The organism is Streptomyces caelestis (assembly GCF_014205255.1).
GTDB lineage: Bacteria > Actinomycetota > Actinomycetes > Streptomycetales > Streptomycetaceae > Streptomyces > Streptomyces caelestis.
Genome location: NZ_JACHNE010000001.1, coordinates 2,659,715 through 2,685,360, shown reverse-complemented (window position 1 = coordinate 2,685,360; position 25,646 = coordinate 2,659,715). Strand labels below are relative to the sequence as shown.

General features: G+C 70.4%; 25 protein-coding genes and 1 tRNA gene. 13 read left to right on the top strand and 13 right to left on the bottom strand.

All coding sequences use genetic code 11. The features are described from left to right. Positions 1–44: 44 nt before the first annotated feature. Together HDA41_RS12140 and HDA41_RS12135 are read right to left on the bottom strand one after the other, a co-directional pair. Positions 45–1,253 (bottom strand): alpha/beta hydrolase, encoded by a 1,209-nt coding sequence (locus tag HDA41_RS12140; RefSeq protein WP_184983335.1) that lies wholly within the window; start codon positions 1,251–1,253, stop codon positions 45–47. Positions 1,254–1,326: 73 nt separating this feature from the next. Continuing rightward, a complete protein-coding gene (locus tag HDA41_RS12135; RefSeq protein ID WP_184983332.1) occupies positions 1,327–1,959 on the bottom strand; it encodes a TetR family transcriptional regulator in 633 nt (210 codons plus the stop codon). Positions 1,960–2,073: 114 nt separating this feature from the next. Here HDA41_RS12135 and HDA41_RS12130 point away from each other — a divergent pair, with 114 nt between their 5' ends. After that, positions 2,074–3,693 carry an MFS transporter gene (locus HDA41_RS12130; RefSeq protein WP_184983330.1) on the top strand — a complete coding sequence of 540 codons (1,620 nt, stop codon included), beginning with the start codon at positions 2,074–2,076 and terminating at the stop codon, positions 3,691–3,693. 236 nt (positions 3,694–3,929) lie between these two features. Continuing rightward, positions 3,930–4,241 (top strand): hypothetical protein, encoded by a 312-nt coding sequence (locus HDA41_RS12125; protein ID WP_059415361.1) that lies wholly within the window; start codon positions 3,930–3,932, stop codon positions 4,239–4,241. 227 nt (positions 4,242–4,468) lie between these two features. Here HDA41_RS12125 and HDA41_RS12120 read toward each other — a convergent pair whose 3' ends face one another. Next, on the bottom strand, positions 4,469–5,203 hold the full coding sequence (locus HDA41_RS12120) for a potassium channel family protein (RefSeq protein ID WP_184983328.1): 735 nt from the start codon (positions 5,201–5,203) through the stop codon (positions 4,469–4,471). An 83-nt stretch (positions 5,204–5,286) separates the two neighbouring features. Further along, on the bottom strand, positions 5,287–8,034 hold the full coding sequence (gene aceE / locus HDA41_RS12115; protein ID WP_184983326.1) for a pyruvate dehydrogenase (acetyl-transferring), homodimeric type: 2,748 nt from the start codon (positions 8,032–8,034) through the stop codon (positions 5,287–5,289). Between the two features lie 448 nt (positions 8,035–8,482). Between aceE and HDA41_RS12110 the strand changes: the two genes are divergently transcribed. The 6 genes from HDA41_RS12110 to HDA41_RS12085 all read left to right on the top strand — a co-directional run bounded on the left by HDA41_RS12110 (position 8,483) and on the right by HDA41_RS12085 (position 13,048). Then, positions 8,483–8,920: a DUF3052 domain-containing protein gene (locus HDA41_RS12110; RefSeq protein WP_010048512.1), complete on the top strand. Its 438-nt coding sequence runs from the start codon at positions 8,483–8,485 to the stop codon at positions 8,918–8,920. Between the two features lie 134 nt (positions 8,921–9,054). Further along, a complete protein-coding gene (locus HDA41_RS12105) occupies positions 9,055–9,513 on the top strand; it encodes a peroxiredoxin (protein ID WP_184983324.1) in 459 nt (152 codons plus the stop codon). Positions 9,514–9,660: 147 nt separating this feature from the next. Then, on the top strand, positions 9,661–10,236 hold the full coding sequence (locus tag HDA41_RS12100; protein ID WP_184983322.1) for a calcium homeostasis/redox stress adaptation protein: 576 nt from the start codon (positions 9,661–9,663) through the stop codon (positions 10,234–10,236). A 94-nt stretch (positions 10,237–10,330) separates the two neighbouring features. Continuing rightward, positions 10,331–10,906, top strand: coding sequence for a TerD family protein (locus HDA41_RS12095; RefSeq protein ID WP_184983320.1), 576 nt, complete (start codon positions 10,331–10,333; stop codon positions 10,904–10,906). Positions 10,907–11,031: 125 nt separating this feature from the next. Continuing rightward, on the top strand, positions 11,032–12,180 hold the full coding sequence (locus tag HDA41_RS12090) for a DUF475 domain-containing protein (protein ID WP_184983318.1): 1,149 nt from the start codon (positions 11,032–11,034) through the stop codon (positions 12,178–12,180). 130 nt (positions 12,181–12,310) lie between these two features. Next, entirely contained in the window at positions 12,311–13,048 is a 738-nt protein-coding gene (locus HDA41_RS12085) for a TerD family protein (protein ID WP_184983316.1), read from the top strand. Between the two features lie 72 nt (positions 13,049–13,120). Here HDA41_RS12085 and HDA41_RS12080 read toward each other — a convergent pair whose 3' ends face one another. Beyond that, complete coding sequence (locus HDA41_RS12080; RefSeq protein ID WP_184983314.1) at positions 13,121–14,071, bottom strand: TerD family protein; 951 nt, start codon at positions 14,069–14,071, stop codon at positions 13,121–13,123. Positions 14,072–14,300: 229 nt separating this feature from the next. Here HDA41_RS12080 and HDA41_RS12075 point away from each other — a divergent pair, with 229 nt between their 5' ends. The 3 genes from HDA41_RS12075 to HDA41_RS12065 all read left to right on the top strand — a co-directional run bounded on the left by HDA41_RS12075 (position 14,301) and on the right by HDA41_RS12065 (position 18,979). Beyond that, positions 14,301–15,467, top strand: coding sequence for an HpcH/HpaI aldolase/citrate lyase family protein (locus HDA41_RS12075; protein WP_184983312.1), 1,167 nt, complete (start codon positions 14,301–14,303; stop codon positions 15,465–15,467). Between the two features lie 63 nt (positions 15,468–15,530). Continuing rightward, the gene (locus HDA41_RS12070) at positions 15,531–18,167 is read left to right on the top strand and encodes a phosphoribosyltransferase (RefSeq protein WP_221511495.1); all 2,637 of its coding nucleotides are present in this window, start codon (positions 15,531–15,533) and stop codon (positions 18,165–18,167) included. Continuing rightward, positions 18,167–18,979, top strand: a complete 813-nt coding sequence (locus HDA41_RS12065) for an HAD family hydrolase (RefSeq protein WP_184983311.1) — start codon at positions 18,167–18,169, stop codon at positions 18,977–18,979. Before HDA41_RS12070 ends, HDA41_RS12065 begins: the two co-directional genes overlap by 1 nt. On the opposite strand, the gene HDA41_RS12060 is transcribed toward HDA41_RS12065, so the two are convergent. The 4 genes from HDA41_RS12060 to HDA41_RS12045 form a co-directional block, all read right to left on the bottom strand. Continuing rightward, positions 18,897–19,709, bottom strand: a complete 813-nt coding sequence (locus tag HDA41_RS12060; RefSeq protein ID WP_184983310.1) for a DedA family protein — start codon at positions 19,707–19,709, stop codon at positions 18,897–18,899. The two genes, HDA41_RS12065 and HDA41_RS12060, sit on opposite strands and share 83 nt — an antisense overlap. 47 nt (positions 19,710–19,756) lie before the next feature. After that, positions 19,757–19,978 carry an FmdB family zinc ribbon protein gene (locus HDA41_RS12055; protein ID WP_031112023.1) on the bottom strand — a complete coding sequence of 74 codons (222 nt, stop codon included), beginning with the start codon at positions 19,976–19,978 and terminating at the stop codon, positions 19,757–19,759. A 22-nt stretch (positions 19,979–20,000) separates the two neighbouring features. Next, positions 20,001–21,401: a hypothetical protein gene (locus HDA41_RS12050; protein WP_184983309.1), complete on the bottom strand. Its 1,401-nt coding sequence runs from the start codon at positions 21,399–21,401 to the stop codon at positions 20,001–20,003. Between the two features lie 74 nt (positions 21,402–21,475). Then, entirely contained in the window at positions 21,476–22,330 is an 855-nt protein-coding gene (locus tag HDA41_RS12045; RefSeq protein WP_184983308.1) for a DUF4097 family beta strand repeat-containing protein, read from the bottom strand. 201 nt (positions 22,331–22,531) lie between these two features. On the opposite strand from HDA41_RS12045, the gene HDA41_RS12040 reads away from it, so the two are divergent. Next, positions 22,532–22,603, top strand: a tRNA-Val gene (locus tag HDA41_RS12040). A gap of 77 nt (positions 22,604–22,680) precedes the next feature. Here the strand turns inward: HDA41_RS12040 and HDA41_RS12035 are convergent. Together HDA41_RS12035 and HDA41_RS12030 are read right to left on the bottom strand one after the other, a co-directional pair. Next, positions 22,681–23,220, bottom strand: coding sequence for a hypothetical protein (locus HDA41_RS12035; RefSeq protein WP_184983307.1), 540 nt, complete (start codon positions 23,218–23,220; stop codon positions 22,681–22,683). A gap of 253 nt (positions 23,221–23,473) precedes the next feature. Continuing rightward, positions 23,474–23,827 (bottom strand): DUF8825 domain-containing protein, encoded by a 354-nt coding sequence (locus HDA41_RS12030; protein ID WP_184983306.1) that lies wholly within the window; start codon positions 23,825–23,827, stop codon positions 23,474–23,476. Between the two features lie 113 nt (positions 23,828–23,940). Between HDA41_RS12030 and HDA41_RS12025 the strand changes: the two genes are divergently transcribed. Next, positions 23,941–24,171 (top strand): DUF2277 domain-containing protein, encoded by a 231-nt coding sequence (locus HDA41_RS12025; RefSeq protein ID WP_184983304.1) that lies wholly within the window; start codon positions 23,941–23,943, stop codon positions 24,169–24,171. Between the two features lie 55 nt (positions 24,172–24,226). On the opposite strand, the gene HDA41_RS12020 is transcribed toward HDA41_RS12025, so the two are convergent. Together HDA41_RS12020 and HDA41_RS12015 are read right to left on the bottom strand one after the other, a co-directional pair. Beyond that, entirely contained in the window at positions 24,227–24,826 is a 600-nt protein-coding gene (locus tag HDA41_RS12020; protein WP_184983302.1) for a DedA family protein, read from the bottom strand. A gap of 309 nt (positions 24,827–25,135) precedes the next feature. Further along, the gene (locus tag HDA41_RS12015; protein WP_184983300.1) at positions 25,136–25,588 is read right to left on the bottom strand and encodes a DoxX family protein; all 453 of its coding nucleotides are present in this window, start codon (positions 25,586–25,588) and stop codon (positions 25,136–25,138) included. Between the last annotated feature and the right edge of the window lie 58 nt (positions 25,589–25,646).

Here is a 25,646-nt window from a genome sequence, read left to right as displayed (position 1 = left end):
GTCCCCCTCCCGAGCAGACCGCAGTTTCTTCGCCTCTACGCGCGTCAGGCCGCCGCCGTGCCGGACAAACCGGTCCGGCAGACGCCGTCTTCGTGCGCGCAGTGCACCGAGCGGTATGCGCCAACGCCGATCTCTGCGAAATTCATCAGACTTGCCGTGCCCGGCTCGAAGTAGCCGGCGTGACCCTTCGCACCCTGCGCCGACAGCACCCGCGCACCGAACCCGGCGGACACCGGGTCGGCCCCGTGGCCCAGCCCGCCGAGCTCCAGGTACGGCACGTCCTGGATCCAGTCGTCGGCGTCCCGCATCGCCCACACCCGGGCGGTGGTGTGCAGCTGGGCGGCCTTCTCGGCGCGCATGCCGGGGCTGCCGGCCACCGCGATGTCGGACACCCGGTCCGGCAGCGAGTGCGCGGCGACCCCGCACACCACGGAGCCGTAGCTGTGGCAGAACAGCGCGACCGGCGAGCTGCCCGGCAGTGCCCGCACCAGTGCGTTCAGCCGTAGGGCCCCCTCCCCGGCGCGCATGGCCGTGGCCGAGTCGATGCCGAGTCCGCTGGGCGCCGTGTAGTCGGCCCAGGCGATCACGGCCGTACGGGTCGAGGGGCTCGTCGCCCGCTCGGCCGCGTACAGGGACTCGGCCATGCCGACGGGCGCCGCGTACTTGCGGTGGGTGCGCTGGAAGGTGAGCAGGTCGGTGTCCACGCCGGGCACGACGACCGAGACCCGGTCCGCCTCCCGCAGGTCGCCGAAGACCTCCGCCACCCGCCCCGAGCCGTCGGGGTCGAAGGCGAGGATGTGGCGGTCCTTCTCCATGAGGTCGGCGAAGCGGTGCATCCGGCGGCCGGCCTCGTGCTTCCCGGTCCGGGTGAGGCGGCTGTCGTGCATGCGGTCCCGCTCGACCTCGCGTGCCTGGCCGAGCGCGATGCGATTGGCGCGGTAGCGCAGTTCGACCGGGGCGCCGTTCATGTTGCCGACCGCGAGCGGGTACTTACGGACCAGGCTCGCGCGGTCCCGCTCGGTGAGCGACGCGAAGAAACGGGCCAGCTTCGTCGGCTGCGACTGCGGGTCGGGCAGCCGGTGGCCGTCGATCCGGCCGTGCTCCCAGGCGGAGAGCGAGGCCTGCAGCGGCGTGTCCCCCCGCTGGTTGCGCAGGGCCGTCCAACCGCTGGTCGCCAGCATCACGAACACGACGGCCAGAGCGAGCAGTGCGCGCCAGACGTTCAGTTGCGGAGTGGTGTCGAAGGAAGTCACTGAAAGGACACACTAGGAGAACGAAGGGGTCTCGCGTTAACCAAGTGACCGGGATCACGTTTCGGTGTATGCGCTAAGGGGACTGTCCCGTACGCCAGTTCCCGGCCAGGGCCGGGCCCACCTGATCGAGGTAGGTGGCGGTCAGTTGGCGCATCCCTTCGAGGCTGAGGTCGTCCCCCGCGGACCACAGCCGCTCGGTGACGCGAATCACCCCGCCGAAGAGGGCCACGACGATCCTGGGCCGCGGATCCGCGTCCACGTCGAGCCCCTCGCGCTCGGCGATGATGCGCGCGAGCTCCTCCTCCAGTTCCGTCGCCCGCCGTAGATGGGCGGCGAGCAGTGCGGGCGTCGACTCGATCACCCGGTAGACGCGCATATGGAGGTCGACCGGCACGATCTCCTCGATCGTCTCGTTGATCGCGTCCCAGCTCTCCAGCAGGGCCCGGCGCAGCGCCTCCAGCGGGGCCTCGCCCGGCGGGCGGGCCCGTACGGCCTCGACGACCTGCGTCTCCGCGAGCCGCGTCACGTAGAACGCCGTCTCCTCCTTGCCGGCGAAGTAGCGGAAGAAGGTGCGCTGCGAGACGTCGACGGCGGCGGCGATGTCGTCGACGGTCGTCTCCTCGTACCCGCGCGTGGCGAACAGTTCCAGGGCGGCTCGCAGCAGCGCGTCCCGGGTGCGCTGTTTCTTGCGTTCGCGCAGGTTCAAGAGGTTCCTCTCTCTGACGTGTTTGCCCAGTTCAGGCTATAGGGGAGCGATGTGTCAGTTACCGACTTGTGAATTGGTTTGTCAATTGTCAGTGGCTGTCATTAGCCTCGACGCATGACTAGTCAGACCACCATCGACACGACGGGGTCGGGGGGCAAGGCACCGGCGACGCCGTCGGGCGCGACGCCGGGCAAGGGGCTGCGGGGGCACCCCTGGCTCACCCTCATCACCGTCGCTGTGGGGGTCATGATGGTGGCCCTCGACGGCACCATCGTGGCGATAGCCAACCCCGCCATACAGAAGGACCTCGGCGCCACCTTCGCCGAGGTCCAGTGGATCACCAACGGATACTTCCTCGCCCTCGCGGTCTCCCTGATCACCGCGGGCAAGCTCGGCGACCGCTTCGGTCACCGGCAGACCTTCCTCATCGGCGTCGTCGGCTTCGCCGCCGCCTCGGGTGCCATCGGGCTGTCCGACAGCATCGCGTTCGTCGTCATCTTCCGCGTCCTGCAGGGCCTCTTCGGCGCGCTGCTGATGCCGGCCGCGCTCGGCCTGCTGCGCGCCACCTTCCCGGCCGAGAAGCTCAACATGGCGATCGGCATCTGGGGCATGGTCATCGGCGCCTCCACCGCGGGCGGCCCGATCCTCGGCGGCGTGCTCGTCGAGCACGTCAACTGGCAGTCGGTGTTCTTCATCAACGTGCCGGTCGGTGTCCTCGCCGTCGTCCTCGGCGTCTGGATCCTGCTCGACCACCGTGCCGAGAACGCCCCGCGCTCCTTCGACCTCCTGGGCATCGCCCTGCTCTCCGCCGCGATGTTCTGCCTCGTCTGGGCCCTGATCAAGGCTCCGGAGTGGGGCTGGGGCGACGGCAGGACCTGGGCGTTCATCATCGCGTCGGTCGTGGGCTTCGCGCTGTTCGCCTTCTGGGAGACGAAGGTCAAGGAGCCGCTGATCCCGCTGGCGCTGTTCCGGTCCGTCCCGCTGTCCGCGGGTGTCGTGCTGATGATCCTGATGGCCATCGCCTTCATGGGCGGGCTGTTCTTCGTGACGTTCTACCTCCAGAACGTGCACGGCATGAGCCCGATCGACGCCGGTCTGCACCTGCTTCCGCTCACCGGCATGATGATCGTCGGCTCGCCGCTCGCCGGCGCGATGATCACCAAGGTCGGCCCGCGGATCCCGCTCGCGGGCGGCATGGCGCTCACCGCGATCGCCATGTACGGGATGTCGACGCTGGAGACGGACACCGGCAGCGGCATCATGTCGGTCTGGTTCGCCCTGCTCGGCCTCGGCCTCGCGCCGGTCATGGTCGGCGCGACCGAGGTCATCGTCGGCAACGCCCCGATGGAGCTGTCGGGCGTGGCGGGCGGTCTGCAGCAGGCCGCCATGCAGATCGGCGGCAGCCTCGGCACGGCCGTGCTGGGCGCCGTGATGGCCTCCAAGGTCGACAGCGACCTCGCGGGCAACTGGACGAAGGCGGGGCTTCCGCCGCTGACGCCGGAGCAGGAGCACCAGGCGTCCGAGGCCGTCCAGGTCGGTGTCCCGCCGGTGGCGCCGGGCACGCCGGACGCGATCGCCGCGAAGATCACGGGCGTCGCTCACGACACGTTCATCTCCGGCATGAGCGCGGCGTCCCTCGTCGCGGCGGGCGTCGCCGTGGTGGCGGTGCTGGTGGCCTTCCTCACCAAGCGCGGTGAGAACGCGGACGCCGGCGCGGGCGCGGCGCACATCTGACGGTTCTCTCCCGGGTGTTCGCCTATCAGGGTGAACAAGACCGCCGACCCCTCCCCTCCGGCGGGCCTCGCAGGTCACAGTGGGTCAAGTCCTCCGCAGGGCATGGAGGACGGACGCTGCGGCGCGCTGCTGGAGGGGGGCAGCGCGCAAGCAGCGTGATTGAGGCCCGTTTTGGGGGTACTCGCCATGTCGTACCCGAACAAGAACCCCAACCGACCGAGGGTTTACGGGAGTTGATGATGGCGAGCTTCGGACACGGTACGCGCAGGCACCCCCGCTCACGTGGCCGGACGTGGTCACGGACCGGGCCGGATCGCGCGACGCTCGGAATCATCGGTGTCATCTGCGCGGTTGCCGGATTCTTCGTGCTGGGGATCATCCTCGGCCCCGTGGCGATCGTCTGCGGCTGGCTCGCCATGGGCCGCACCTGGTCGGGTTCCCGCCCGGCCACGGCCGTCGTCGCCCTCGTACTGGGCGCCATCGACACGCTCCTGGCCATCATCTGGCTGGCCGGAGCGACAACTCCGGGCAACGGCATGCTGTTCTGACCCGGGGAAGTGAGGGAAGGGCCCCTGGCCACAGGCCGGGGGCCCACCTTTGTGCTCCGTCTCAGCAGCGGACGGGCGCGAGCCGCCTCCGCCGCGGGCAGTCGCGCCGCCAAAGGGCGACGGGGCCCCTGCTCGAGCGAAGGCGAGAGCTTGGGGGAGGGCGGGCGCAGCGGCACCCCGCTCCGCCGGGCTGCGCGCCCACCCGCCCCGGGCGCCAACGCCGAGCACTACTCGACGGACGTCCCCTTCAACGCCGCCACCTCCCCCCGCAACGCCCGAACCTCCTCCGTCAGCTCCCGTATCGCCTCCGTCTGCCGCCGCTCCTCCACATCGTCCTTGTCGAACCGCGCGATGAACCACGCCGCGATGTTCGCCGTCACCACACCCAGCAACGCGATCCCCGACAGCATCAGCCCGACGGCGAGCACCCGGCCCAGACCGGTCGTCGGCGCCATGTCGCCGTATCCCACGGTGGTCATCGTGGTGAACGCCCACCAGACGGCATCCCCCAGCGTCTTGATGGACGCGTCCGGCTGGCCCCGCTCCACCTCCAGCACGGCCAGCGCACCGAATATGAGCAGCCCCAGGCAGGAGCCCGCGACGTACGTCGTGACCCTGACCTGCGATGCCAGCCGCGCCCGCTGCCCGGCAAGGAGCAGCAGCGAGACCAGCTTGAGCAGTCGCAACGGCTGTAGCAGCGGCAGTACGACCGCGAGCAGCGCCAGCGGGTTGCTGCGCACGAAGCGCAGCCGGTCCTCGCTCAGCCCGAGACGGACGAGATAGTCGAGGGCGAAGGCACCCCATACGCCCCAGTTCACGATGTGACAGGCGGTCAGAACGGCCTCGGGAGCGTCCGGGTCCACGATCGGGAAGGCGTAGGCGACCGCGAAAAGCACGGCCAGCGCCAGCAGGGGGCCCTGGGCGCGCCGCTCCCAGCGGGCACGGGCGGTCGGTTGAGGCATAGGAGCATCGTAGGAAAAGCGGGGCGGCGGCACGCGAGGTGCCGCCGCCCCGTACGGAGAACCGGATCCCGGGTGCCCGGGTGCTACGCGTCGCCGCCCGCGACCCCCGGGTCGGCCGCCGACACGTCGAGCAGCTGGTACCGGTCGATGGCCTGCTTGAGCACCGACCGGTCGACCTTGCCCTCACGGGCCAGCTCGGTCAGCACCCCCACCACGATCGACTGCGCGTCGATGTGGAAGAAGCGGCGGGCCGCACCCCGTGTGTCGGCGAAGCCGAAGCCGTCCGCGCCGAGCGACTGGTACGTCTGCGGCACCCAGCGCGCGATCTGGTCCGGAACCGATCGCATCCAGTCGGACACGGCCACGACCGGGCCCTCCGCGCCCGCCAGCTTCCGCGTCACGTAGGGCACCCGCTGCTCCTCCTCGGGGTGCAGCAGGTTGTGCTCCTCGCAGGCCACGGCCTCGCGCCGCAGCTCGTTCCAGGAAGTCGCCGACCAGACGTCGGCCTTGACGTTCCACTCCTCGGCGAGGATCTTCTGCGCCTCGACCGCCCACGGCACCGCGACGCCCGACGCCATGATCTGCGCCGGGATCGAGCCGGCCGTGCCCTCGCTGAAGCGGTAGACGCCCTTGAGGATGCCCTCGACGTCCACGTTCTCGGGCTCGGCCGGGTGCTGGATCGGCTCGTTGTAGACGGTCAGGTAGTAGAAGACGTCCTCGCCGTGCGGGTGCTCCTCGGAGCCGCCGTACATCCGGCGCAGGCCGTCCTTCACGATGTGCGCGATCTCGAAGCCGAACGCCGGGTCGTACGCCACGCAGCCGGGGTTCGTGGAGGCCAGCAGTTGCGAGTGGCCGTCGGCGTGCTGGAGGCCCTCACCGGTCAGGGTCGTGCGGCCGGCGGTCGCGCCCAGGACGAAGCCGCGCGCCAGCTGGTCGGCCATCTGCCAGAACTGGTCGCCGGTGCGCTGGAAGCCGAACATCGAGTAGAAGACGTAGACCGGGATCAGCGGCTCGCCGTGGGTCGCGTAGGCCGAGCCGGCGGCGATGAGGGACGCCGTGCAGCCCGCCTCCGAGATGCCGTCGTGCAGCATCTGGCCGTTCGGCGCCTCCTTGTAGGCGAGCAGCAGGTCACGGTCGACCGACTCGTACTGCTGGCCGAGCGGGTTGTAGATCTTCGCGCTCGGGAAGAACGAGTCCATGCCGAACGTGCGGTACTCGTCCGGCGCGATCAGCACGAACCGCTTGCCGATCTCCTTGTCCCGCATGAGGTCCTTCAGGAGACGGACGAACGCCATCGTCGTCGCGATGGACTGCTGGCCCGAGCCCTTCTTCACGGTCGCGTACGTCTTGTCCTCGGGCAGCGGCAGCGGCTTGGACCGTACGACGCGCGTGGGGACGTAGCCGCCGAGCGACCGGCGGCGGTCGTGCATGTACTGGAGCTCCTCCGACTCCGGGCCCGGGTGGTAGTACGGCGGGACGCCGGACTCCAGCTCCTTGTCCGAGATCGGCAGGTGCAGGCGGTCGCGGAAGCGCTTGAGGTCGTCGACCGTCAGCTTCTTCATCTGGTGCGTGGCGTTGCGGCCCTCGAAGTTCGGGCCCAGCGTCCAGCCCTTGATCGTCTTGGCGAGGATCACCGTCGGCTGGCCCTTGTGCTCCACGGCCGCCTTGTACGCCGCGAAGATCTTCCGGTGGTCGTGACCGCCGCGGCCCAGGTGCAGGATCTGGTCGTCGGTCATGCCCTCGACCATCGCGCGGAGGCGGTGGTCGTCACCGAAGAAGTGATCGCGGATGTACGCGCCGGTCTCCGTGGCGTACGTCTGGAACTGCCCGTCCGGCGTGGTGTTCATCTTGTTGACCAGCACGCCGTCGCGGTCCTGGGCGAGCAGCGGGTCCCAGGTGCGGTCCCAGACCAGCTTGATCACGTTCCAGCCGGCTCCGCGGAAGATCGACTCCAGCTCCTGGATGATCTTGCCGTTGCCGCGCACCGGGCCGTCGAGGCGCTGGAGGTTGCAGTTGACCACGAACGTGAGGTTGTCCAGGCCCTCGCGGGCGGCGATGGACAGCTGGCCCAGCGACTCCGGCTCGTCCATCTCGCCGTCGCCGAGGAACGCCCACACGTGCGACTTCGAGGTGTCGGCGATCCCGCGCGCGTGCATGTAGCGGTTCATCCGCGCCTGGTAGATCGCGCCGATCGGGCCGAGGCCCATCGACACCGTCGGGAACTCCCAGAAGTCCGGCATCAGGCGCGGGTGCGGGTACGACGACAGGCCGTACGGCGCCTTCGACTTCTCCTGGCGGAAGCCGTCCAGGTGCTGCTCGCTGAGCCGGTCCAGCAGGAAGGCCCGGGCGTAGATGCCCGGCGAGGCGTGCCCCTGGAAGAAGACCTGGTCGCCGCCGTCGCCCTCGTCCTTGCCGCGGAAGAAGTGGTTGAAGCCGACGTCGTAGAGGGAGGCGGAGGACGCGAACGTGGCGATGTGGCCGCCGACGCCGATGCCGGGGCGCTGGGCGCGCGAGACCATCACGGCCGCGTTCCAGCGGGTCGCGTTGAGGATCTTGCGCTCGATCTCCTCGTTGCCCGGGAAGAACGGCTCACTCTTGGTGGGGATGGTGTTGACGTAGTCCGTGCTGCGCATCTCCGGCACGGCCACGCGCTTCTCGCGGGCCCGCTCGATCAGCCGCAGCATCAGGTAGCGGGCGCGCTCGCGGCCGCGCTCGTCGACGGCGGCGTCGAGGGAATCGAGCCACTCCTGCGTCTCTTCGGGATCGAAGTCAGGAACCTGACTCGGAAGGCCGCCAATGATGATCGGGTTGCGATCGGATGCGGAAGCCACGCTGTTCCTTACCTGTCAGAGGGCCTGCGAGGGCCGCTGTTTCGCTGGGGTCGCCGGTCGTTGTCGCTCTGGCCGCGCCGCTCCCCATGGTCCACCTCGGGGCCGTAAACGTCATCTCTACCCAGTGGTAACCCGGGTGTGGGACCGGCTCTGTGACGTATGGGGCGAATACCTTCGAGTCTCGTACCCACAGACGATTCCCAAACGCCCAAACAGGGCAGAAAGGTGTGGTGTGCGTCACCTTGGTCCATGATGGTGTGCCTGGGGTTGCGGCGACACCGCCAGGATCGTCACCGTTTCGGCGGTCTGAACGGCCGGGTACTTGCGCGATCCGTCCCGCCCGTGTGGACTACGGCCAATGCTTCGCGCACGCGCGTGGCTGAGATTCCCCCAAGCTCAAAGGAGCAGGGGGCACCCCCAATCCCAAGACATGATCAGGAGGCACCCCGTGAGCGCGACCGCGGACCACGCGGAGGAGCGGACGAACCCTGCCGCCAGGCTGGGGTTCCAGCCCGGGCAGGTGGTCCAGGAGATCGGCTACGACGACGACGTGGACCAGGAACTCCGCGAGGCCATTGAGGGCATCGTCGAGGGCGACCTGGTGGACGAGGACTACGACGACGTGGCCGACGCCGTTGTGCTGTGGTTCCGTGACGACGACGGCGACCTGACGGATGCGCTGGTCGATGCCACCACGTACATCGAAGAGGGCGGCGCGATCCTGCTCCTCACGCCGAAGACGGGCCGTTCGGGCTACGTCGAGCCGAGCGACATCTCGGAAGCCGCCACCACGGCGGGCCTGACGGCGTCGAAGAGCGTCAGCGTCGGCAAGGACTGGAGCGGCAGCCGGCTGGCGACGCCCAAAGCCGCCAAGTCGAAGCGTTAGCCGTACGACGCGTCCACGCGTCGGTCGTACGGAAGGGGCGGGCCGGCATCGTCGGCCCGCCCGCCGGTCTGTGCCGGTCCCTGCGTAGGGTGGGTGTTCCGTTCGAGAAGCCTCACGAAGGGACACCCACAACGATGGCGATCCAGGTCGGCGAGAAGGCCCCCGACTTCGAGCTCAAGGACAACCACGGCGCGAGCGTGAAGCTGTCCGACTTCCGCGGTCGGAAGAACGTGGTGCTGCTCTTCTACCCCTTCGCCTTCACCGGCGTGTGCACTGGTGAGCTGTGCGAGCTGCGGGACAACCTGCCGCAGTTCTCCGACCGCGACACCCAGCTGCTCGCCGTCTCCAGCGACTCCATCCACACGCTGCGCGTCTTCGCCGAGCAGGAGGGCCTGGAGTACCCGCTGCTGTCGGACTTCTGGCCGCACGGCAACGTCTCGCGCGCCTACGGCGTCTTCGACGAGGACAAGGGCTGCGCCGTGCGCGGCACCTTCGTCATCGACAAGGAGGGCGTCGTGCGCTGGACCGTCGTCAACGGCCTGCCGGACGCGCGCGACCTGAACGACTACGTGAAGGCGCTCGACACCCTGTGACGCCGGTCGGGGGTCCTGCGCTCGACACCCGCTGATTTGTCGGCTTCAGGGCCTGCGAGGGGCGGGAACCCGTCACTAGGATCGACTCGTTGATCCGACATCCGAGCACAATGGGGCATCCCGCCCCTGGACATCAATGGAGGACTCGTGGGAGTCAGCCTCAGCAAGGGCGGCAACGTATCGCTGACCAAGGAGGCGCCGGGCCTGACCGCGGTCATCATCGGTCTGGGGTGGGACGTCCGCACCACGACCGGCACGGACTTCGACCTGGACGCCAGCGCGCTGCTGCTGAACAGCTCCGGCAAGGTCGCCAACGACCAGCACTTCATCTTCTTCAACAACCTCAAGACCCCGGACGGCTCCGTCGAGCACACCGGTGACAACCTCACCGGTGAGGGCGAGGGCGACGACGAGCAGATCAAGGTCAACCTGGCCACGGTCCCGGCCGACGTGGAGAAGATCGTCTTCCCGGTCTCGATCTACGACGCCGAGACCCGCCAGCAGTCCTTCGGCCAGGTGCGCAACGCGTTCATCCGCGTCGTGAACCAGGCCGGCGGCGCCGAGATCGCCCGTTACGACCTCAGCGAGGACGCCTCCACCGAGACCGCCATGGTCTTCGGTGAGCTCTACCGGCACGGCGCGGAGTGGAAGTTCCGCGCCATCGGCCAGGGCTACGCCTCGGGCCTGCGTGGCATCGCGCAGGACTTCGGCGTGAACGTCTGAGTTACTCGAAGGTCCCTCTGTCCGGCGCCGCACGGTTTACGTGCGGCGCCGGACGTGCAGGACCCACCTGAGAAACACACCCGGGGAGGGAATCATGGGCGTCACGCTCGCCAAGGGAGGCAATGTCTCCCTGTCCAAGGCCGCACCGAACCTCACTCAGGTGATGATCGGGCTCGGCTGGGACGCGCGCTCCACCACCGGAGCCCCGTTCGACCTCGACGCCAGCGCCCTGATGTGCAGCGGCGGGCGCGTGCTCGGGGACGAGTGGTTCGTGTTCTACAACCAGCTCAAGAGCCCGGACGGTTCCGTGGAGCACACCGGTGACAACCTCACCGGCGAGGGCGACGGCGACGACGAGTCGCTCCTGATCGACCTCTCCAAGGTGCCGCCCCAGTGCGACAAGATCGTGTTTCCCGTCTCCATCCACATGGCCGACGAGCGCGGGCAGACCTTCGGCCAGGTCAGCAACGCCTTCATTCGCGTCGTGAACCAGGCGGACGGCCAGGAACTCGCCCGCTACGACCTCAGCGAGGACGCCTCCACGGAGACCGCGATGATCTTCGGCGAGGTCTATCGCCACCAGGGCGAATGGAAGTTCAGGGCCGTCGGGCAGGGGTACGCGTCGGGGCTGCGGGGCATCGCTCTGGACTTCGGAGTCAACGTCTCGTAACGCGATATGAGCAAAAGTCGGGGCCCCGTGGGGTGCGAAGGGGGGCCGACTAGACTTCGGCTTCAAAAGTTCGTAAAGCCGGGTACGGCACGGGAGAGACCCGTACACACACGATTGGGTAGCCAGTGCTTCTGAAAACCTTCGGGTGGTCGTTCGCGGTCACCGCGCTCGGCCTGGTCGCAGCGGTCCTCTACGGAGGGTGGGCCGCCTTCGGGCTCGTAGCGATCCTGTCCGTCCTCGAGATCTCGCTGTCCTTCGACAACGCGGTGGTCAACGCCGGAATCCTGAAGAAGATGAGTGCCTTCTGGCAGAAAATCTTCCTCACGATCGGCATCCTGATCGCCGTGTTCGGCATGCGGCTGGTCTTCCCCGTCGTGATCGTCGCCCTCAGCGCCCAGCTCGGGCCGATCGAGGCCGTCGACCTCGCGCTCACCGACAAGGACCGTTACCAGGAGCTCGTCACCGACGCTCACCCGTCGATCGCCGCGTTCGGTGGCATGTTCCTGCTGATGATCTTCCTGGACTTCATCTTCGAGGACCGGGACATCAAGTGGCTGGGCTGGCTGGAGCGGCCCCTGGCCAAGCTCGGCAAGGTCGACATGCTGTCGGTCTGCATCGCCCTGATCGTCCTGCTGATCTCCGCGATGACCTTCGCGACCCACGCCCACCAGCACGGCGGCACGCACGTCGACAAGGCGGAGACGGTCCTTCTCTCCGGTATCGCGGGCCTCATCACGTACATGATCGTGGGCGGTCTCTCCGGCTACTTCGAGGACAAGCTCGAAGAGGAGGAGGAACGCGAGCACGAGCAGGAGGATGAGGCCGTACGCGCCGGCAAGCCGCGCTCCGCGGTCGTCGTGGCCGGCAAGGCCGCGTTCTTCATGTTCCTCTACCTGGAGGTCCTGGACGCGTCCTTCTCCTTCGACGGCGTGATCGGCGCCTTCGCCATCACCAACGACATCGTCCTGATGGCCCTCGGCCTCGGCATCGGCGCCATGTACGTCCGGTCGCTCACGGTCTACCTGGTCCGCGAGGGCACCCTCGACGACTACGTCTACCTGGAGCACGGCGCGCACTACGCGATCGGCGCGCTCGCCATGATCCTGCTCGTCACCATCAGGTACGAGATCAACGAGTTCATCACCGGCTCGGTCGGTGTCATCCTGATCGCCTGGTCCTTCTGGTCCTCCGTCCGCCGCAACCGCGCCCTGGCGGCGGCAGAGGGAAAAGCGGCGGGCTCGGACGACAAGACTGAGGTGTCGTCCGGGGTGTGACACCCCTCCGGGTGAGGAACGCTCTGTGCGGGGCGGCCACCGAGGCAACTCCTCGGCGGCCGCCCCGTCGGTCGTCAAGGGCCGCGGGTACGGCGAGGACCCGCGGTCACCAAGTGAACGTGGGGGCGGAATGGGCCTGTTCGACGGACTCCGGCGTGGGCGCGATGTGCAGTTCGACTCGGGTCACGCGGCAACCAACGCGATCGAGCTGACCAAGCGGCGCGCACAGATATCACTCACCAAACAGGACGCGGCCACCGGCCATCTCCGCGTCAATCTGAGCTGGCGGATGCGCACCTCCGACATCGGCGGCCCGCAGCGCGAGAGTCTGCTGCGGCACCCCTTCAGGGCCCTCAAACCGCCGGAGGTCATCGGCCACAGCCAGAGCGTGGTCAACGTCGACCTCGACCTGGGCTGTCTGTACGAACTCCAGGACGGCAGCAAAGGCGTCGTCCAGCCCCTCGGCGGCTACTACGGCGACGTCAACGCCCCGCCGTACGTCAAGCTCAGCGGCGACGACCGCTTCGGTTCCGGGTCCGGCGAGACGATGTACATCAACCTCGACCACCGCGACAGCATCAAGCGGCTCCTGGTCTTCGTCTACATCTACGACTCGACACCCGCGTTCGACCGCGCCCACGCCATCGTCACCCTCTACCCGAGCAACGGCCCCCGCATCGAGATCCACCTCGACGAACGCCAGCCGCAGGCCCGCTCCTGCGCCGTCGTCATGATCGAAAAGATCAAGGACGAGATCATCGTGCGCCGCGAGGCGAAGTTCGTGTACGGGTTCCAGGCCGAACTGGACCGGTTGTACGGGTGGGGGCTCCAGTGGGGCCGGGGCTACAAGACGAAGGTCCAGCGCTGAGGGCCGGGCTGAGGGCCGGCGTGAGGGCGGGGCCGAGGGCCGGGCCCCTGCGGGCGCCGGCCCTGGTTCCGCCTAGCGGCCGATGAACTGCGGGCCCTGCGGGGGCAGACGGAAGTCCGGGTCGGGGGCCGCGGCTGCGACCGGCTGCGGGTAGCCGTAGCCGGACTGCGCCCCCGTGACGCCCGCCGTCGCCGGTGCCTGGGGGTAGCCGTACGCGGGCTGGCTCGTGGGATGCGGGTAGCCGTACGCCGGCTGGGTCACAGGGGGCTGCTGGGACGGATAGCCGTACGCGGGCTGTGAGGGCACCGCGGTCGGCTGCTCCGGCGGCAGCGGACGGGACACCTCCGGGGAGGGCCGGGAGGAGGTCGTGGGCTGGGCCGTCGTGGCCGTCGTGGCCGTCGTGGGCTGTGCGGGGCCGGTGGCCGTCGGCTGGGTCGCGCCGACCGTAACCGGTTGTCCGCCCGTCTCCTCCAGCGCCTCCGACTCGTCCACCGAGATGCCGTAGTCGGTCGCGAGTCCCTGAAGGCCGTTCGAATAGCCCTCGCCCAGCGCCCGGAACTTCCAGCCCTCACCGCGCCGGTACAGCTCGCCGCAGATCAGCGCGGTCTCCTCGCCTGTCTCCGGTTTGACGTCGAAGTACGCCAGAGCTTCCGCACCGGTGCCCGCCGCGTCGTACAGCAGGATGCGCAGGTCCCGTACGCGGTCGAACGTGACGCCGTCCGCCGAAGCGACCAGCAGAATCCGGCTGACTCCCGACTCGACACCGGAGAGATCTGTCTGGATCGTGTCGGTCAGGCCCTCGGTGACCCGCTTCTTGCCGAGCCGCCACACCTTCCCGGAAGGGTGCCGGGGCTGGTTGTAGAAGACGAAGTCCTCGTCGGAGCGCACACGACCGTCGGGGCCGAGGAGCAGCGCGGAGGCGTCGACGTCCGGAACCCCCTGCCCGGATGTCCAGCGCAGCACGGCGCGTACCGTGGTGGCTTCCAGCGGGACGTTCGACCCCTTCAGCATCGCGTGCGTCATGCGGTCATCCTGCCTTCTCGGTCCTGCTCACGACAACGCGGGGGCCCGCGGTGCCACGAGCGGCGCCGACGGCCCTCGCGGACTACCGTCGTCATGGCCGGGCAGGCTGTGCTTGCCCGCGTTACCTGAAATTCATGCCTGATGGGAACCTCTGCCATGGACATCTACGTACTATTACCGGCCAGCTTTCGACGATTCGCAGGTCGCACAACCACCACGGGGGAGTTCCATGCGTCATTTCGGGCACATCGCCCCTGAGGTGCGGAAGCGTCTCTTCCACCGCGAGCCGTGCACGTTCACCGCGGATTCGCCGGCCTGGCTGCTCTCGGCCACCCTCGGCGCCACGCTCTACAGCCCGGCCACCCGCGAACGCCTCGCCGACGACGTCCTCAAGCAGGCCGGTCGCGGCGTGGTCTCCATGGTCCTGTGCCTGGAGGACTCGATCGACGACGCGGACGTCGGCCCGGGCGAGGAGAACCTCGTCCGCCAGCTCACGGCCCTCGCCGGCCGCCCGGGCGCGGATCTGCCGCTGCTCTTCATCCGGGTCCGCGTCCCCGAGCAGATCCCCGACCTGGTCCGACGCCTCGGACCCGCCGTCCGGCTGCTGTCCGGATTCGTCCTGCCGAAGTTCACCGAGGAACGCGGCATCCCCTTCCTGGAGGCGCTGGCGACCGCCGAGGCCGAAGGCGGCCGCCGCCTCTTCGCCATGCCGGTGCTGGAGTCGCCGGAGCTGCTCTACCGCGAGTCGCGCGTGCCGACGCTGGAGGGCATCTCCCGGGCGGTCGGAAAGTACCGCGACCGCGTACTCGCCCTGCGCCTCGGTGTGACGGACTTCTGCTCCTCGTACGGGCTGCGCAGGGGCCCCGACATGACGGCCTACGACGTGCAGGTCGTCGCCTCCGTGATCGCCGACGTGGTGAACATGCTGGGCCGCGCCGACGGGACCGGCTTCACCGTGACCGGGCCGGTGTGGGAGTACTTCCGGGTCCAGGAGCGCATGTTCAAGCCGCTGCTGCGGCAGAGCCCCTTCCTGGAGGTGCAGGCCGCGGAACTGCGCGAGAAGCTGATTGAGCACGCCATGGACGGCCTGCTCAGGGAGATCACCCTGGACCAGGCCAACGGACTGCTGGGCAAGACCTGCATCCACCCCTCGCACGTGCTGCCCGTGCACGCCCTGTCGGTCGTCAGCCACGAGGAGTTCTCGGACGCCCAGGACATCCTGCGCCCCGAGCGCGGCGGCGGGGGTGTGCTGAGGTCGGCGTACACGAACAAGATGAACGAGGTGAAGCCGCATCGGGCCTGGGCCGAGCGGACGCTGCTGCGTGCCGAGGTTTTCGGCGTGGCGAACGAGGACATCGGCTTCGTGGAGCTGCTCGCGGCCGGCTTGGGCGACTGAACGCACGGCATCCGAGGAACGCAGGCTCGCCGGAGCAACCGGCGACATCGACGCAGGGAATTCATGGAGAACGCAGTGAACGAGGGGGCGCACCGCCAGGTGCGCGACGGGGTGCGGGCCGGGACGGCCGGCGGTGCCGACGGCGTCTGGTCGGGCAGCTGGGTCGCCGAGCGGCTCGGTGTCGGGCTCGTCGGCGACGACCGGCTGACCGACCTGCTGGGACTGGCGCTGCGCCGCAACCCCAAGCGGGCGCACCTGCTGGTGTCGAACGTGCTCGGCAAGCACGTCCCGCAGTCGCCGTCCGTGGTCTACGGCTATGGCTTCGAGCTGGGCCGCCGCGTGCGCGAACTGCTGGGCGCCGACGAGGCCCGCCGCGCGGTCGTCCTCGGCTACGCGGAGACCGCGACCGGCCTCGGCCACTCCGTCGCCGACGGCCTGGGCCTCGCCCCCTACCTGCACTCCACCCGCCGCCCCGTCGCCGGTCTCGCCCCGGCCGGCGGCTTCGAGGAGTCCCACTCGCACGCGACCTCGCATCTGCTGCTGCCGGAGGACCCCGCGCTGCTCAGCGGTGACGGGCCGCTGGTCCTGGTCGACGACGAGTTCTCCACGGGGAACACGGTGCTGAACACCGTCCGGGATCTTCATGAGCGGTATCCGCGGCGGCGGTACGTCGTGGTGGCGCTGGTGGACATGCGGTCGCCGGCCGACGCGGGCCGCCTCGCGGAATTCGCCGGGGAGATCGGCGCGCGGGTGGATCTCGTGGCAGCGGCTTCGGGGACCGTGCGGCTGCCGGAGGGGGTGCTGGAGAAGGGGCAGGAGTTGGTGGCGCGGTACGAGGCGGAGAGTGTCCCGACAGGTGATCGGCCGTCTGCGGCAGCGTCGTGGCCGGTCGCGCAGTTCCCCGCGCCCCTTGAGGGCGTTGCCGCCGGCCCCCTAGGGGCGCGGGGAACTGCGCGAACAGCCCCCACCGGCCCGCACCCGGATGACAACCGTGCCCACTCCCACGTCACCCGCATAGACCTGCGCTGGCCCGCCGGCCTCCCCGACGGGGGCCGGCACGGCTTCACCCCCGAGCACCGCGCCCGGCTGGAGGCCGCCCTGCCCTCCATGGCCGCCCGGCTCGCCGCGGCGCTGCCCGCCGATGCCCGCCGCGTGCTCGTCCTCGGGTGCGAGGAGCTGATGTACGCGCCGCTGAGGCTGGGCCGAGAGCTGGAGCAGGTGACGGACGCCGAGGTGCGCTACTCCACCACCACCCGCTCACCCGTCCTCGCCGTCGACGACCCCGGCTACGCGATACGCACCCGCCTGGTCTTCCCCGCCCACGACGACCCCGCCGACGGCCCGGGCGAGCGGTACGCCTACAACGTCGCGGGCGCCGGCTTCGACGCCGTCGTCGCCGTCGTCGACTCGGCCGCGGACACCCCCGCGCTGCACGCTCCCGACGGTCTCCTCGCCCGGCTCGCCGCGCACACGCCGCAGGTCCTCCTCGCCGTCGTGCCGTCGTACGCCCCCGAGCCCCCGTACGCCCCTGAAAGGCCCTCCATGCTGCCCGAGCCCCTCCGCGGCCCCGCCTTCTCCTCGTACGCGCCCGAGGAGGTCGGCTGGCTGCTCCAGGACCTCTCGGACGTGACGCTGGAGGCGCCGACCGAGGAGCGCGAGGAGGCGATCCAGAGCGGCGGCGCGCACTACGCCGAGTCACTGCCCGTGGAGTACCAGCCGAGCGAGCAGTACCAGGAGCTGTTCCACGCCGCGCTGGAGGACTCGGCGGTCCGCATCGCCGCAGCGGCCGGTGTCGTCACCGAGACCGTCCTCGCGGAGCGGTCCCCGCGCCCCGTCCTGGTCTCCCTGGCCCGTGCCGGGACACCCGTCGGCATCCTGATGCGCCGCTGGGCCCAGTACCGGCACGGCCTCGACCTGCCGCACTACGCCGTCTCGATCGTCCGCGGCCGCGGCATCGACGCCAACGCCCTGCGCTGGCTCGCCGCGCACCACGACCCCCGGGACGTCGTCTTCGTCGACGGCTGGACCGGCAAGGGCGCCATCACCCGCGAACTCGCCCAGGCCCTTCAGGAGTTCGAGAAGTCCGACGGCATCACCGGCTTCAGCCCCGAGATCGCCGTCCTGGCCGACCCGGGCTCCTGCGTCCGGACCTACGGCACCCGCGAGGACTTCCTCATCCCCTCCGCCTGCCTCAACTCCACCGTGTCCGGTCTGATCTCGCGGACCGTCCTGCGGGCGGACCTGGTCGGACCGCACGACTACCACGGCGCGAAGTTCTACCGCGAACTCGCCGGCGCGGACGTCTCGGTGAGCTTCCTGGACGCCGTCTCCGCCCGCTTCCCCGAGGTCGCGGACGCGGCCTGCGCCCAGGCCAAGGAACTGCTCGCCGCCGACCGCTCGCCCACCTGGGAGGGCTGGGCCGCCGTCGAGCGCATCAGCGAGGAGTACGGCATCCACGACGTGAACCTCGTCAAGCCCGGCGTCGGCGAGACCACCCGGGTGATGCTGCGCCGCGTGCCCTGGAAGGTCCTGGCACGCGCCGGGGCGGGCAGCGACCTCGACCACGTACGCCTGCTGGCCGAGCAACGCGGCGTACCCGTCGAGGAGGTGGCCGACCTGCCCTACACCTGCGTCGGGCTCATCCACCCCAAGTACACCCGGGGCGCGACCGGCGCCGACGGCAAGGCGGTGACGGTCTGATGCCCGCACTCGTCGCGAGCGACCTCGACCGCACCCTGATCTACTCCGCCGCCGCTCTGGCGCTGACCATGCCGGACGCGCGGGCGCCCCGCCTGCTGTGCGTGGAGGTGCACGAGAGCAGACCGCTGTCGTACATGACCGAGACGGCCGCCCAGCTCCTCACCGACCTGGGCGACGCGGCCGTGTTCGTGCCGACGACGACCCGCACGCGCAAGCAGTACCTGCGCATCAACCTGCCGGGCCCCGCGCCCACCTACGCGATCTGCGCGAACGGCGGCCACATCCTGGTGGACGGCGTGTCCGACCCCGACTGGCACGCAACTGTGACCGCGCGGCTGGCCGACCAGTGCGCGCCCCTGGCCGAGGTGCAGGAACACCTGCTCAGGGCCGCCGACCCGGTCTGGGTGCGCAAGCACCGCGTCGCCGACGACCTCTTCGCCTACCTCGTCGTCGAGCGTGAACTGCTGAACGAGGACTGGGTGAAGGAACTGGCGGTGTGGGCGGAGAACCGAGGCTGGACCGTGTCCCTCCAGGGCCGCAAGATCTACGCCGTGCCCAAGCCGCTCACCAAGAGCGCGGCGATGCGCGAGATCGCCCGGCGCACCGGCGCCGATCTCACCCTCGCCGCCGGAGACTCCCTGCTCGACGCCGACCTGCTCCTCGCGGCCGACCAGGGCTGGCGCCCCGGACACGGGGAGCTGGCGGACACCGACTGGACGGCTCCTGCGGTCAGGGCGCTTCCCGAGCGGGGGGTCCTTGCGGGGGAGCGGATCCTGCGGGAACTTCTGCGGACGGTTCGGGGTGCCGCCTGAGAGCTCGGGGGGTGCGGTGGTTGTGCGGGTGCGGGTGCGGGTGCGGGTGCGGGTGTGTTGTGGCTTGTCGCGCCCCGCGGCGGAGCCGCACATCGTCACAGCCCCGCGCCCCTTGGGGGCGTCGCAGCAGCCGTAGGGCTATGAACACCAGCACCGCGAGCGCTGCCACGGCGAGGACCACCTTGGAGTATGTGGAGACGATGTCCGTCACCCGGTGCCAGTTCGCGCCGAGGGAGTAGCCCGCCAGCACGAACGCCGTGTTCCAGAGCGCGCTGCCCAGCGTGGTCAGCCCCAGGAACAGCGGCAGGCGCATGCGCTCCACGCCCGCCGGCACGGAGATGAGGCTGCGGAAGATCGGGACCATCCGGCCGAAGAACACCGCTTTGGTGCCGTGCCGCAGGAACCACGCCTCCGTCCGCTCGATGTCGGAGACCTTCACCAACGGCAGCCGGGCCGCCATCGCCACCGTCCGGTCACGGCCGAGCAGCGCACCGATGCCGTACAGCGCGAGCGCGCCGATCACCGAGCCGGCCGTTGTCCACAGCAGGACGGCGAGCAGGCTCATCCGGCCGCTGCTCGCGGCGAATCCGGCGAGGGGCAGGATCACCTCGCTGGGCAGCGGCGGGAACAGGTTCTCCAGGGCGATGGCGAGACCGGCGCCCGGCGCCCCCAGCGCGTCCATCAGGTCGTTGACCCACTGCGGCCCGGCGTCCGCTGCGATGGCTGTCATGCCATCACGCTAGGGAACCGAAGCTGAAGGACTCCTGAGGAAAAGCGTCAGCCGCAGCAGCCGCCTCCGCAGCAGCCGCCACCGCCGCCGCCCGCGCGGGGTGCCGGGGCCGGGGCGGAGGCCGAGCCGCCCACCGCGACGGTGGAGAGGAGCTTCACGGTGTCGTCGTGACCGGAGGGGCATGCCGCGGGAGCGGAGGACTCCGCCATGGGACGGCTGAGTTCGAAGGTGTCGCCGCAGGTCCGGCAGCGGTACTCGTAGCGAGGCATGCGCACAGGTTAACCGGCACGGTCAATGGCCGGCGGCCCCGCGCTCGTCGCGGATCAGGGACACCACGCGGGACACGGCCCGGCGGACGGCTTCCGTCTCCGTGAGGAAGTGCCAGTAGTCGGGGTGACGGCCGTCGAGGGTGGCGATGGCGCGTTCCAGGCGGGACACCGCGTCGTCCAGCGGACGGGCGTGGCGCGGGTCGGGGGTGTTGCGGCCGGCCATGGCGAGGCGCTGGGCGTCGCGGATGGCGAAGCGGGTGCGGTCGATCTCCTGCTGGGGGTCCTTCTGCACGGCGTTCAGACGGTGCAGGCGGTCGCCGGCGGCCGAGACGGCCTCGTCGGTGGTGTTCAGGAGGGCTCGTACGGTCGACTGCAGGGCCGTGGCGTCGGCCCAGCGCTGTTCGTCGCGGGCGGACTGGGCCTCGGCCAGTTTCGTCTCGGCCTGGCGTACGTTCTCGGCGGCGATGCCGGGGACGCGTTGCAGGTCCTGCCAGCAGGCCACGGTGAAACGGCGGCGCAGTTCGCTCAGGATCGGTTCGACCTGCTCGGAGCGGGTGGTGAGGGCCTGGGCGCGGGTGCGCAGGGAGACGAGCCGGTGATCGATCTCGGCGGCGCGCTCCGGCAGCCGCTCGGCCTCCACACGGACCGCTTCCGCCCCGCGCGTGACCCGCTCGGCCCGCTCCAGGGTCTGCGGTACGCCGTGCTGCCCGGCGCCCTGGTTCAGCTTGGTGAGCTCGGGAGACAGGGCGGCGAGACGGGCGGCGAGGTCGTCCGCCTTCAGCCCGGTCGCCCGGACGGCGTCGAGGGCGTTGGAGGCGGCGAGCAGGGCCTGGCGGGCGCGCTCGACCGCGGGGGCGAGGCGGGCCAGCTGGGTCTCCGCCTTGCCGAGCAGCGGGCCGAGGCCGTCGGTGAACCGGTCCAGCTCCTGCTTGACCCGGCCCAGCTCCTCCTTGGCGGCGGTCAGCTCGGTGCGGGCGCGGGAGGCGGCCGAGGCCTCCAGGTCGTCGCGGTCCAGGTCGTGAGCGTCGACCGCGCTGATGTACTGGTGGCTGGCCTCGTCGATGCGCCGGCCGAGCGCGTCGAAGTCGGCGACGGCGCGCCGGGCGGCGGGGGAGTCGTCGACGGCGGTGATCGTCTCGATCGAGATGCGCAGGTCGCGCTGCGCGGTGTCGAGCTCGTAGAAGGCGGCAGCGGCGGCGTCCTTCGCGGCCTGTGCCTCGGCCCGCTGGCCCTCGGCACGGCCGCCGAACCAGCGCCGGGTGCCCCCGCCCGCGAAGGCGGCGGGCAACGCCAGCGCGGCCAGCAGGGGCAGGCCCATCAGGGTGAGCGCGTCGCGGAGCGGGCCGGGGGTACGGGGGCGGCGGCGCGGGCGGTGTGCGCGCGGCACCGACGGCGAGTACGGCTGCGCTGGAGTCGCCGTCACATCCCTCTCCCGTGCTGTGGTCCACCCTGCCCGGTGTCATTCTCCCACCGGTTAAGGACGAACACACGGGCCGGTTAGTTCGCCGTTCGGACCGTCACTTTGCCGTCGCCGGTGCGGGCGGACACCACATGGGAGCTGCTCTCGTCGCGGGGGACGGACACATCCACGCCGCCGTCACCGGTTTCGGCGGTCACGCGGTAGGCGGCCTTGGGCACCGCGATGGTCACGGAACCGTCGCCGCTGCGGGACTCCACGCGGTCCGGTACGGCGCCGAGTTCCAGACGGACCGAGCCGTCACCGGTGTGCGCGCGGACGTCACGGGAGGAGACGCTCGCCCGGATGGATCCGTCGCCGGTGCGCATCCGCAGGGGGCCGGTGGTGTCGGTGACGCGGACGGAGCCGTCGCCCGTGCGGATGTTCAGGGGGCCGGTGGAGCCGGTGACACGGACCGAACCGTCGCCCGTGCGGATGCTCAGCGGGTCCCGGAAGCCGCGGGCGCGCACGCTGCCGTCGCCGTCCTGGACCTTCACGCTGACGCCGCGCGGTACCTCGATGCGGTGCTTGGCCGAGCAGTCGACGACGACGCCGGAGCACTTCAGCCGCAGCACCAGCCGGTCGTCCCGCATGGACCAGGTGGCCTTGGGATCCTTGCCGACGACGACCGAGCCCTGGAACCACCGGGTGACCTCGATCCGGCCCGCCGGGTTCGAGTCGGCGGCGACGATCTCGAGGGCCGAGTCGTCGGAGGCGACGGTGAGCGTGCGGCCCTGGAGGCCGAAGGACCGGTGGTCGGGCTCGGTGTCGTCCCCGGCGGACGCGCCACAGGCGCTGAGACCGGCGACGAGCACCACGACGGCACCGGCGACGGCGACCGCGCGGGCAGAGACTGGGCGTGTGGTGGTGCCGCTGGTACGAGTGGTACGGGCCATGACGATCTCCCCCTGGACGGACGACGAGCGCTCTCGGGCGCACTACGACCGTATGGACCCAGGGCCCGCCCGGGGATCCGGGCCGCTCCCGGATCAAAGGTGGGGCTAACCCCCGGGAGCGACCCGCAGATACGGGTTTGCGGGACCGCGCCCCAGGCAATGTAGGCTGTCGACTCGTCCTGGGCGTACGGCCCGGGAGCCGGGTGCGTAGCTCAGGGGTAGAGCGCCTGCCTTACAAGCAGGATGTCGGCGGTTCGAAACCGTCCGCGCCCACCGGTAGCAAGCAGCAGAGGCCTTTCGGAGAGATTTCCGAGAGGCCTCTCGCAGTGTCCGGCGCAGGCTGGCGGAGATCAGTAGTTCGCGTTGGCGAGCAGTTCGCCGTCCTTGTCGTACACGGTCACGAGGCCGTTCTTGGACTCGTAGCACGACGTGAACGCGGAAGCGATGAGCTTGCCCTCGCCCTGGTGCGGGCCCGTCAGGCCGCCGGTGAAGTCGGTGAAGACTTCCGCTGCGTCGAGGATGTCGTTGCGCTTGTCCGCGCCGGTCACCTTGGTGACGTGCTTGACCGCGGCCTTCTCGGTGTCGGTGCCGTTCTTGGCGACGCAGGTCCGGAACTGCTCGGCCTGGGACTTCTCGTCGGCCGACGCGGCCTTCTTGGGCTTGCTGTCGGTGGCGACGGCCTTGTCCTTGTTCGAGGCGTCGCCGCTGTCACCGCTTCCGCCGCTCGTGGCGACGCCGGCGATGACGAAGAGGGCGATGACTCCCGCGCAGCCGAGGCCCGCGATCTTGCCGACGCTGCGCTTCTTCGGAGGCTGGGGCGCCGGCGCACCGTACTCCGGCTGTTGGGGCGGGTGGGGCTGGTTCGGCTGCTGCGGGTGCTGCTGGGTCATGGGTTCCCCTTGAGATCGTCGTGGCGTGCGGGTGTACGACCTGTGGGAGGGGGAGTGCAGTTGCAGAAGGCCGAATGAGTTCACTCGACCGGGTCGTGGGTGGCCGCACGCCTGACGGGGGCCCGTATGCGCGTCCGAGGTGCCGGATCGTCAGAAACGCCCCGGGCATACAGCGGCCGGGCGCTTCTCCACTCGGCCTCGGGGCACTCCGGGAAGCCCGGGATGCCCGATGATGGGCGAGGACCGTCGGCCGCTACGAGGGTCCGCCGGTCTCCTCCGGCGCCGTCTCGTGCGCGTGTTTCAGTGCCGAGCGGGCCGACACCCGCTCGGGGCCGGAGAGTTCGGACCAATAGCGGTGTGTGCTGACGAACACCGCGAGCTCGTGTTCACGCTGCCGGAGCTTCTCCACTTCGGCCTGTTCGTCGGCTGTCCAACCGGGGGAGGCGGGGCGCTCCACCTTGCGCCAGCCGTTGTCGTCGCTGAAGCCGTCCAGTGGTTCCACCGACCAGGGGAGTCGCTTCAGCAGGGCCGACAGCTCGGCCCGGACCTGATGGAGTTCCTCCTGACCGGCGAGGAGGTCACTCGGAAAGTCATAGGTCGTTGCCACGGCCCAATGATACGCCTGTTCGAATTGAGCGGACGAGTTCGCTCCTGTGGTTCATACGAACGAGTGTTCCTCGTTCGTTCCCCGTCGGCGGGCGCAGGGGCGAGACTGGGGGCATGTGCCGGAGTATCAAGACCCTGCGTCCGCCCGCGATGCCCGAAGAGGCCACGGAGGCGGACATCCGGGCTGCCGCGTTGCAGTACGTGCGGAAGGTTTCGGGCTTCCGCGCCCCCGCCGCTCACAACCAGGAGGTGTTCGAACGCGCCGTGGAGACCATCGCGCAGGCCACGGCCGAACTGCTGGACGGGCTGGAGATCCGTGGCGCCGGGGCCCAGCGGGCGAGCTAGATGTGCTGTTCGGAGAGGTTGGTGACAGGCCCGGAGCGGCTTGAGCGCCCCGGATCTACGACGGCCGCGGCTCCCTGCGCATCAGGTACGCCGCCCCCGCCCCGGCCCCGAACAGCGCCCCCACCGACACAACCGTCCCCAGCCAGCTCGCGCCCAGCCAGTGGGCGCCGAACCAGCCGAGGGCGACGCTGTACGTGGCCCAGGTGAGACCCGCCAGGGCCGACCAGGGGAGGAAGTCGCGGGCGCGGCGGTGGGCGGCGCCCGCGCCGAGGGAGACGACCGAGCGGCCGGCGGGCGCGAAGCGGGCGAGGACGACGAGGGCGCCGCCGCCCCGCGCGAGGGCGGTGCCGAGACGTTCCTGCGCGGTGGTCAGGCGCCGGGAGCGGGAGATCGCCCGGTCCAGACGGTCGCCGCCGCGCCAGGCCAGGCGGTAGGCGGCCAGGTCGCCCAGGACGGAGGCGGTGGCCGCGCAGAGGATCAGCGCCAGGATGTCGGGCACGTCGGCCGCCGACCCCGCGGCCGCCGCCGCCGTCGCCGCCGTGATCACCAGCACGCCGCTGGGCAGCACCGGCAGGAACACGTCGAGCAGGACCGACAGGGCCACCACCGCGTAGATCCATGGGCTGCCGAACAGCGACCCCACTTGCTCCAGCACCGCAACTCCCCGTCTGTCCCCCGTGGGCCAGACCGTGCCGCGATGTCGCGGCGGAGCGGCAGGAGTGGCCGATGACAGCCATACAGCGTACGCCTGGGGTGTGACGGGTGGTTCGCGGGGGGCTCGTGCGTTCGGTCCCGAGTGCTCACCCCGTCCCGAGTGCCCATCCCGTCCCGACTGGTCACCTCGTCCTGACCGGTCACCTCGTCCTGAGTCGTCACCCACGCCGAACGGCCCCCGTACACACGGGAACGGCGCCTCCCCCCATCTGAGGGAAGGCGCCGCTGTGCCCAGCGCGGTCCGGGCGGGTCAGGCCACCACCGGTGTCTGGTCCGTGGACTGCCGTCCCTGCGCCGACGTGCGCCTGGCCAGCAGCCGGTCCACGCCGAACGCACCGGAACCCGTGAAGATCAGCAGGAACATCGACCAGCAGTACATGGCCGCGCCCTCGCCCTGGTTCTCGATCGGCCACAGGCCCTGCGGCTGGTGGACCTTGAAGTACGCGTACGCCATCGCGCCGGAGGAGATGAACGCGGCGGCGCGGGTGCCCAGGCCGAGCAGCACCAGGATGCCGCCGACGAGTTCGATGACGGCCGCGTACCAGTTCGGCCAGGCGCCCGTCGCCGCGGTGCCGCCCTTGCCGTCCACACCTCCGAGGACACCGAAGAGCGCGACGGCGCCGTGGCAGGCGAAGAGCAGGCCGATGACGATCCGGAACAGCCCGAGCGCGTACGGCTGCGCGCCATTGAGGCGTGCGGTCATGTGGGGGTCTCCTTCGGACGGCCGGCCAGGGGAGGGCCGGTCGGGGGACAGAACCGAT

What these genes read in the sequence shown, in the direction of transcription:
- HDA41_RS12120 (WP_184983328.1), bottom strand. Translation starts at nt 5,203, where the DNA reads ATGCCTCAACCGACCGCCCGTGCCCGCTGGGAGCGGCGCGCCCAGGGC.
- HDA41_RS12055 (WP_031112023.1), bottom strand. Translation starts at nt 19,978, where the DNA reads ATGCCTCGCTACGAGTACCGCTGCCGGACCTGCGGCGACACCTTCGAA.
- HDA41_RS12015 (WP_184983300.1), bottom strand. Translation starts at nt 25,588, where the DNA reads ATGACCGCACGCCTCAATGGCGCGCAGCCGTACGCGCTCGGGCTGTTC.
- HDA41_RS12105 (WP_184983324.1), top strand. Translation starts at nt 9,055, where the DNA reads ATGGCGATCCAGGTCGGCGAGAAGGCCCCCGACTTCGAGCTCAAGGAC.
- HDA41_RS12080 (WP_184983314.1), bottom strand. Translation starts at nt 14,071, where the DNA reads ATGACGCACGCGATGCTGAAGGGGTCGAACGTCCCGCTGGAAGCCACC.
- HDA41_RS12125 (WP_059415361.1), top strand. Translation starts at nt 3,930, where the DNA reads ATGATGGCGAGCTTCGGACACGGTACGCGCAGGCACCCCCGCTCACGT.
- HDA41_RS12075 (WP_184983312.1), top strand. Translation starts at nt 14,301, where the DNA reads ATGCGTCATTTCGGGCACATCGCCCCTGAGGTGCGGAAGCGTCTCTTC.
- HDA41_RS12060 (WP_184983310.1), bottom strand. Translation starts at nt 19,709, where the DNA reads ATGACAGCCATCGCAGCGGACGCCGGGCCGCAGTGGGTCAACGACCTG.
- HDA41_RS12045 (WP_184983308.1), bottom strand. Translation starts at nt 22,330, where the DNA reads ATGGCCCGTACCACTCGTACCAGCGGCACCACCACACGCCCAGTCTCT.
- HDA41_RS12095 (WP_184983320.1), top strand. Translation starts at nt 10,331, where the DNA reads ATGGGCGTCACGCTCGCCAAGGGAGGCAATGTCTCCCTGTCCAAGGCC.
- HDA41_RS12070 (WP_221511495.1), top strand. Translation starts at nt 15,531, where the DNA reads ATGGAGAACGCAGTGAACGAGGGGGCGCACCGCCAGGTGCGCGACGGG.
- HDA41_RS12130 (WP_184983330.1), top strand. Translation starts at nt 2,074, where the DNA reads ATGACTAGTCAGACCACCATCGACACGACGGGGTCGGGGGGCAAGGCA.
- HDA41_RS12085 (WP_184983316.1), top strand. Translation starts at nt 12,311, where the DNA reads ATGGGCCTGTTCGACGGACTCCGGCGTGGGCGCGATGTGCAGTTCGAC.
- HDA41_RS12025 (WP_184983304.1), top strand. Translation starts at nt 23,941, where the DNA reads ATGTGCCGGAGTATCAAGACCCTGCGTCCGCCCGCGATGCCCGAAGAG.
- HDA41_RS12065 (WP_184983311.1), top strand. Translation starts at nt 18,167, where the DNA reads ATGCCCGCACTCGTCGCGAGCGACCTCGACCGCACCCTGATCTACTCC.
- HDA41_RS12035 (WP_184983307.1), bottom strand. Translation starts at nt 23,220, where the DNA reads ATGACCCAGCAGCACCCGCAGCAGCCGAACCAGCCCCACCCGCCCCAA.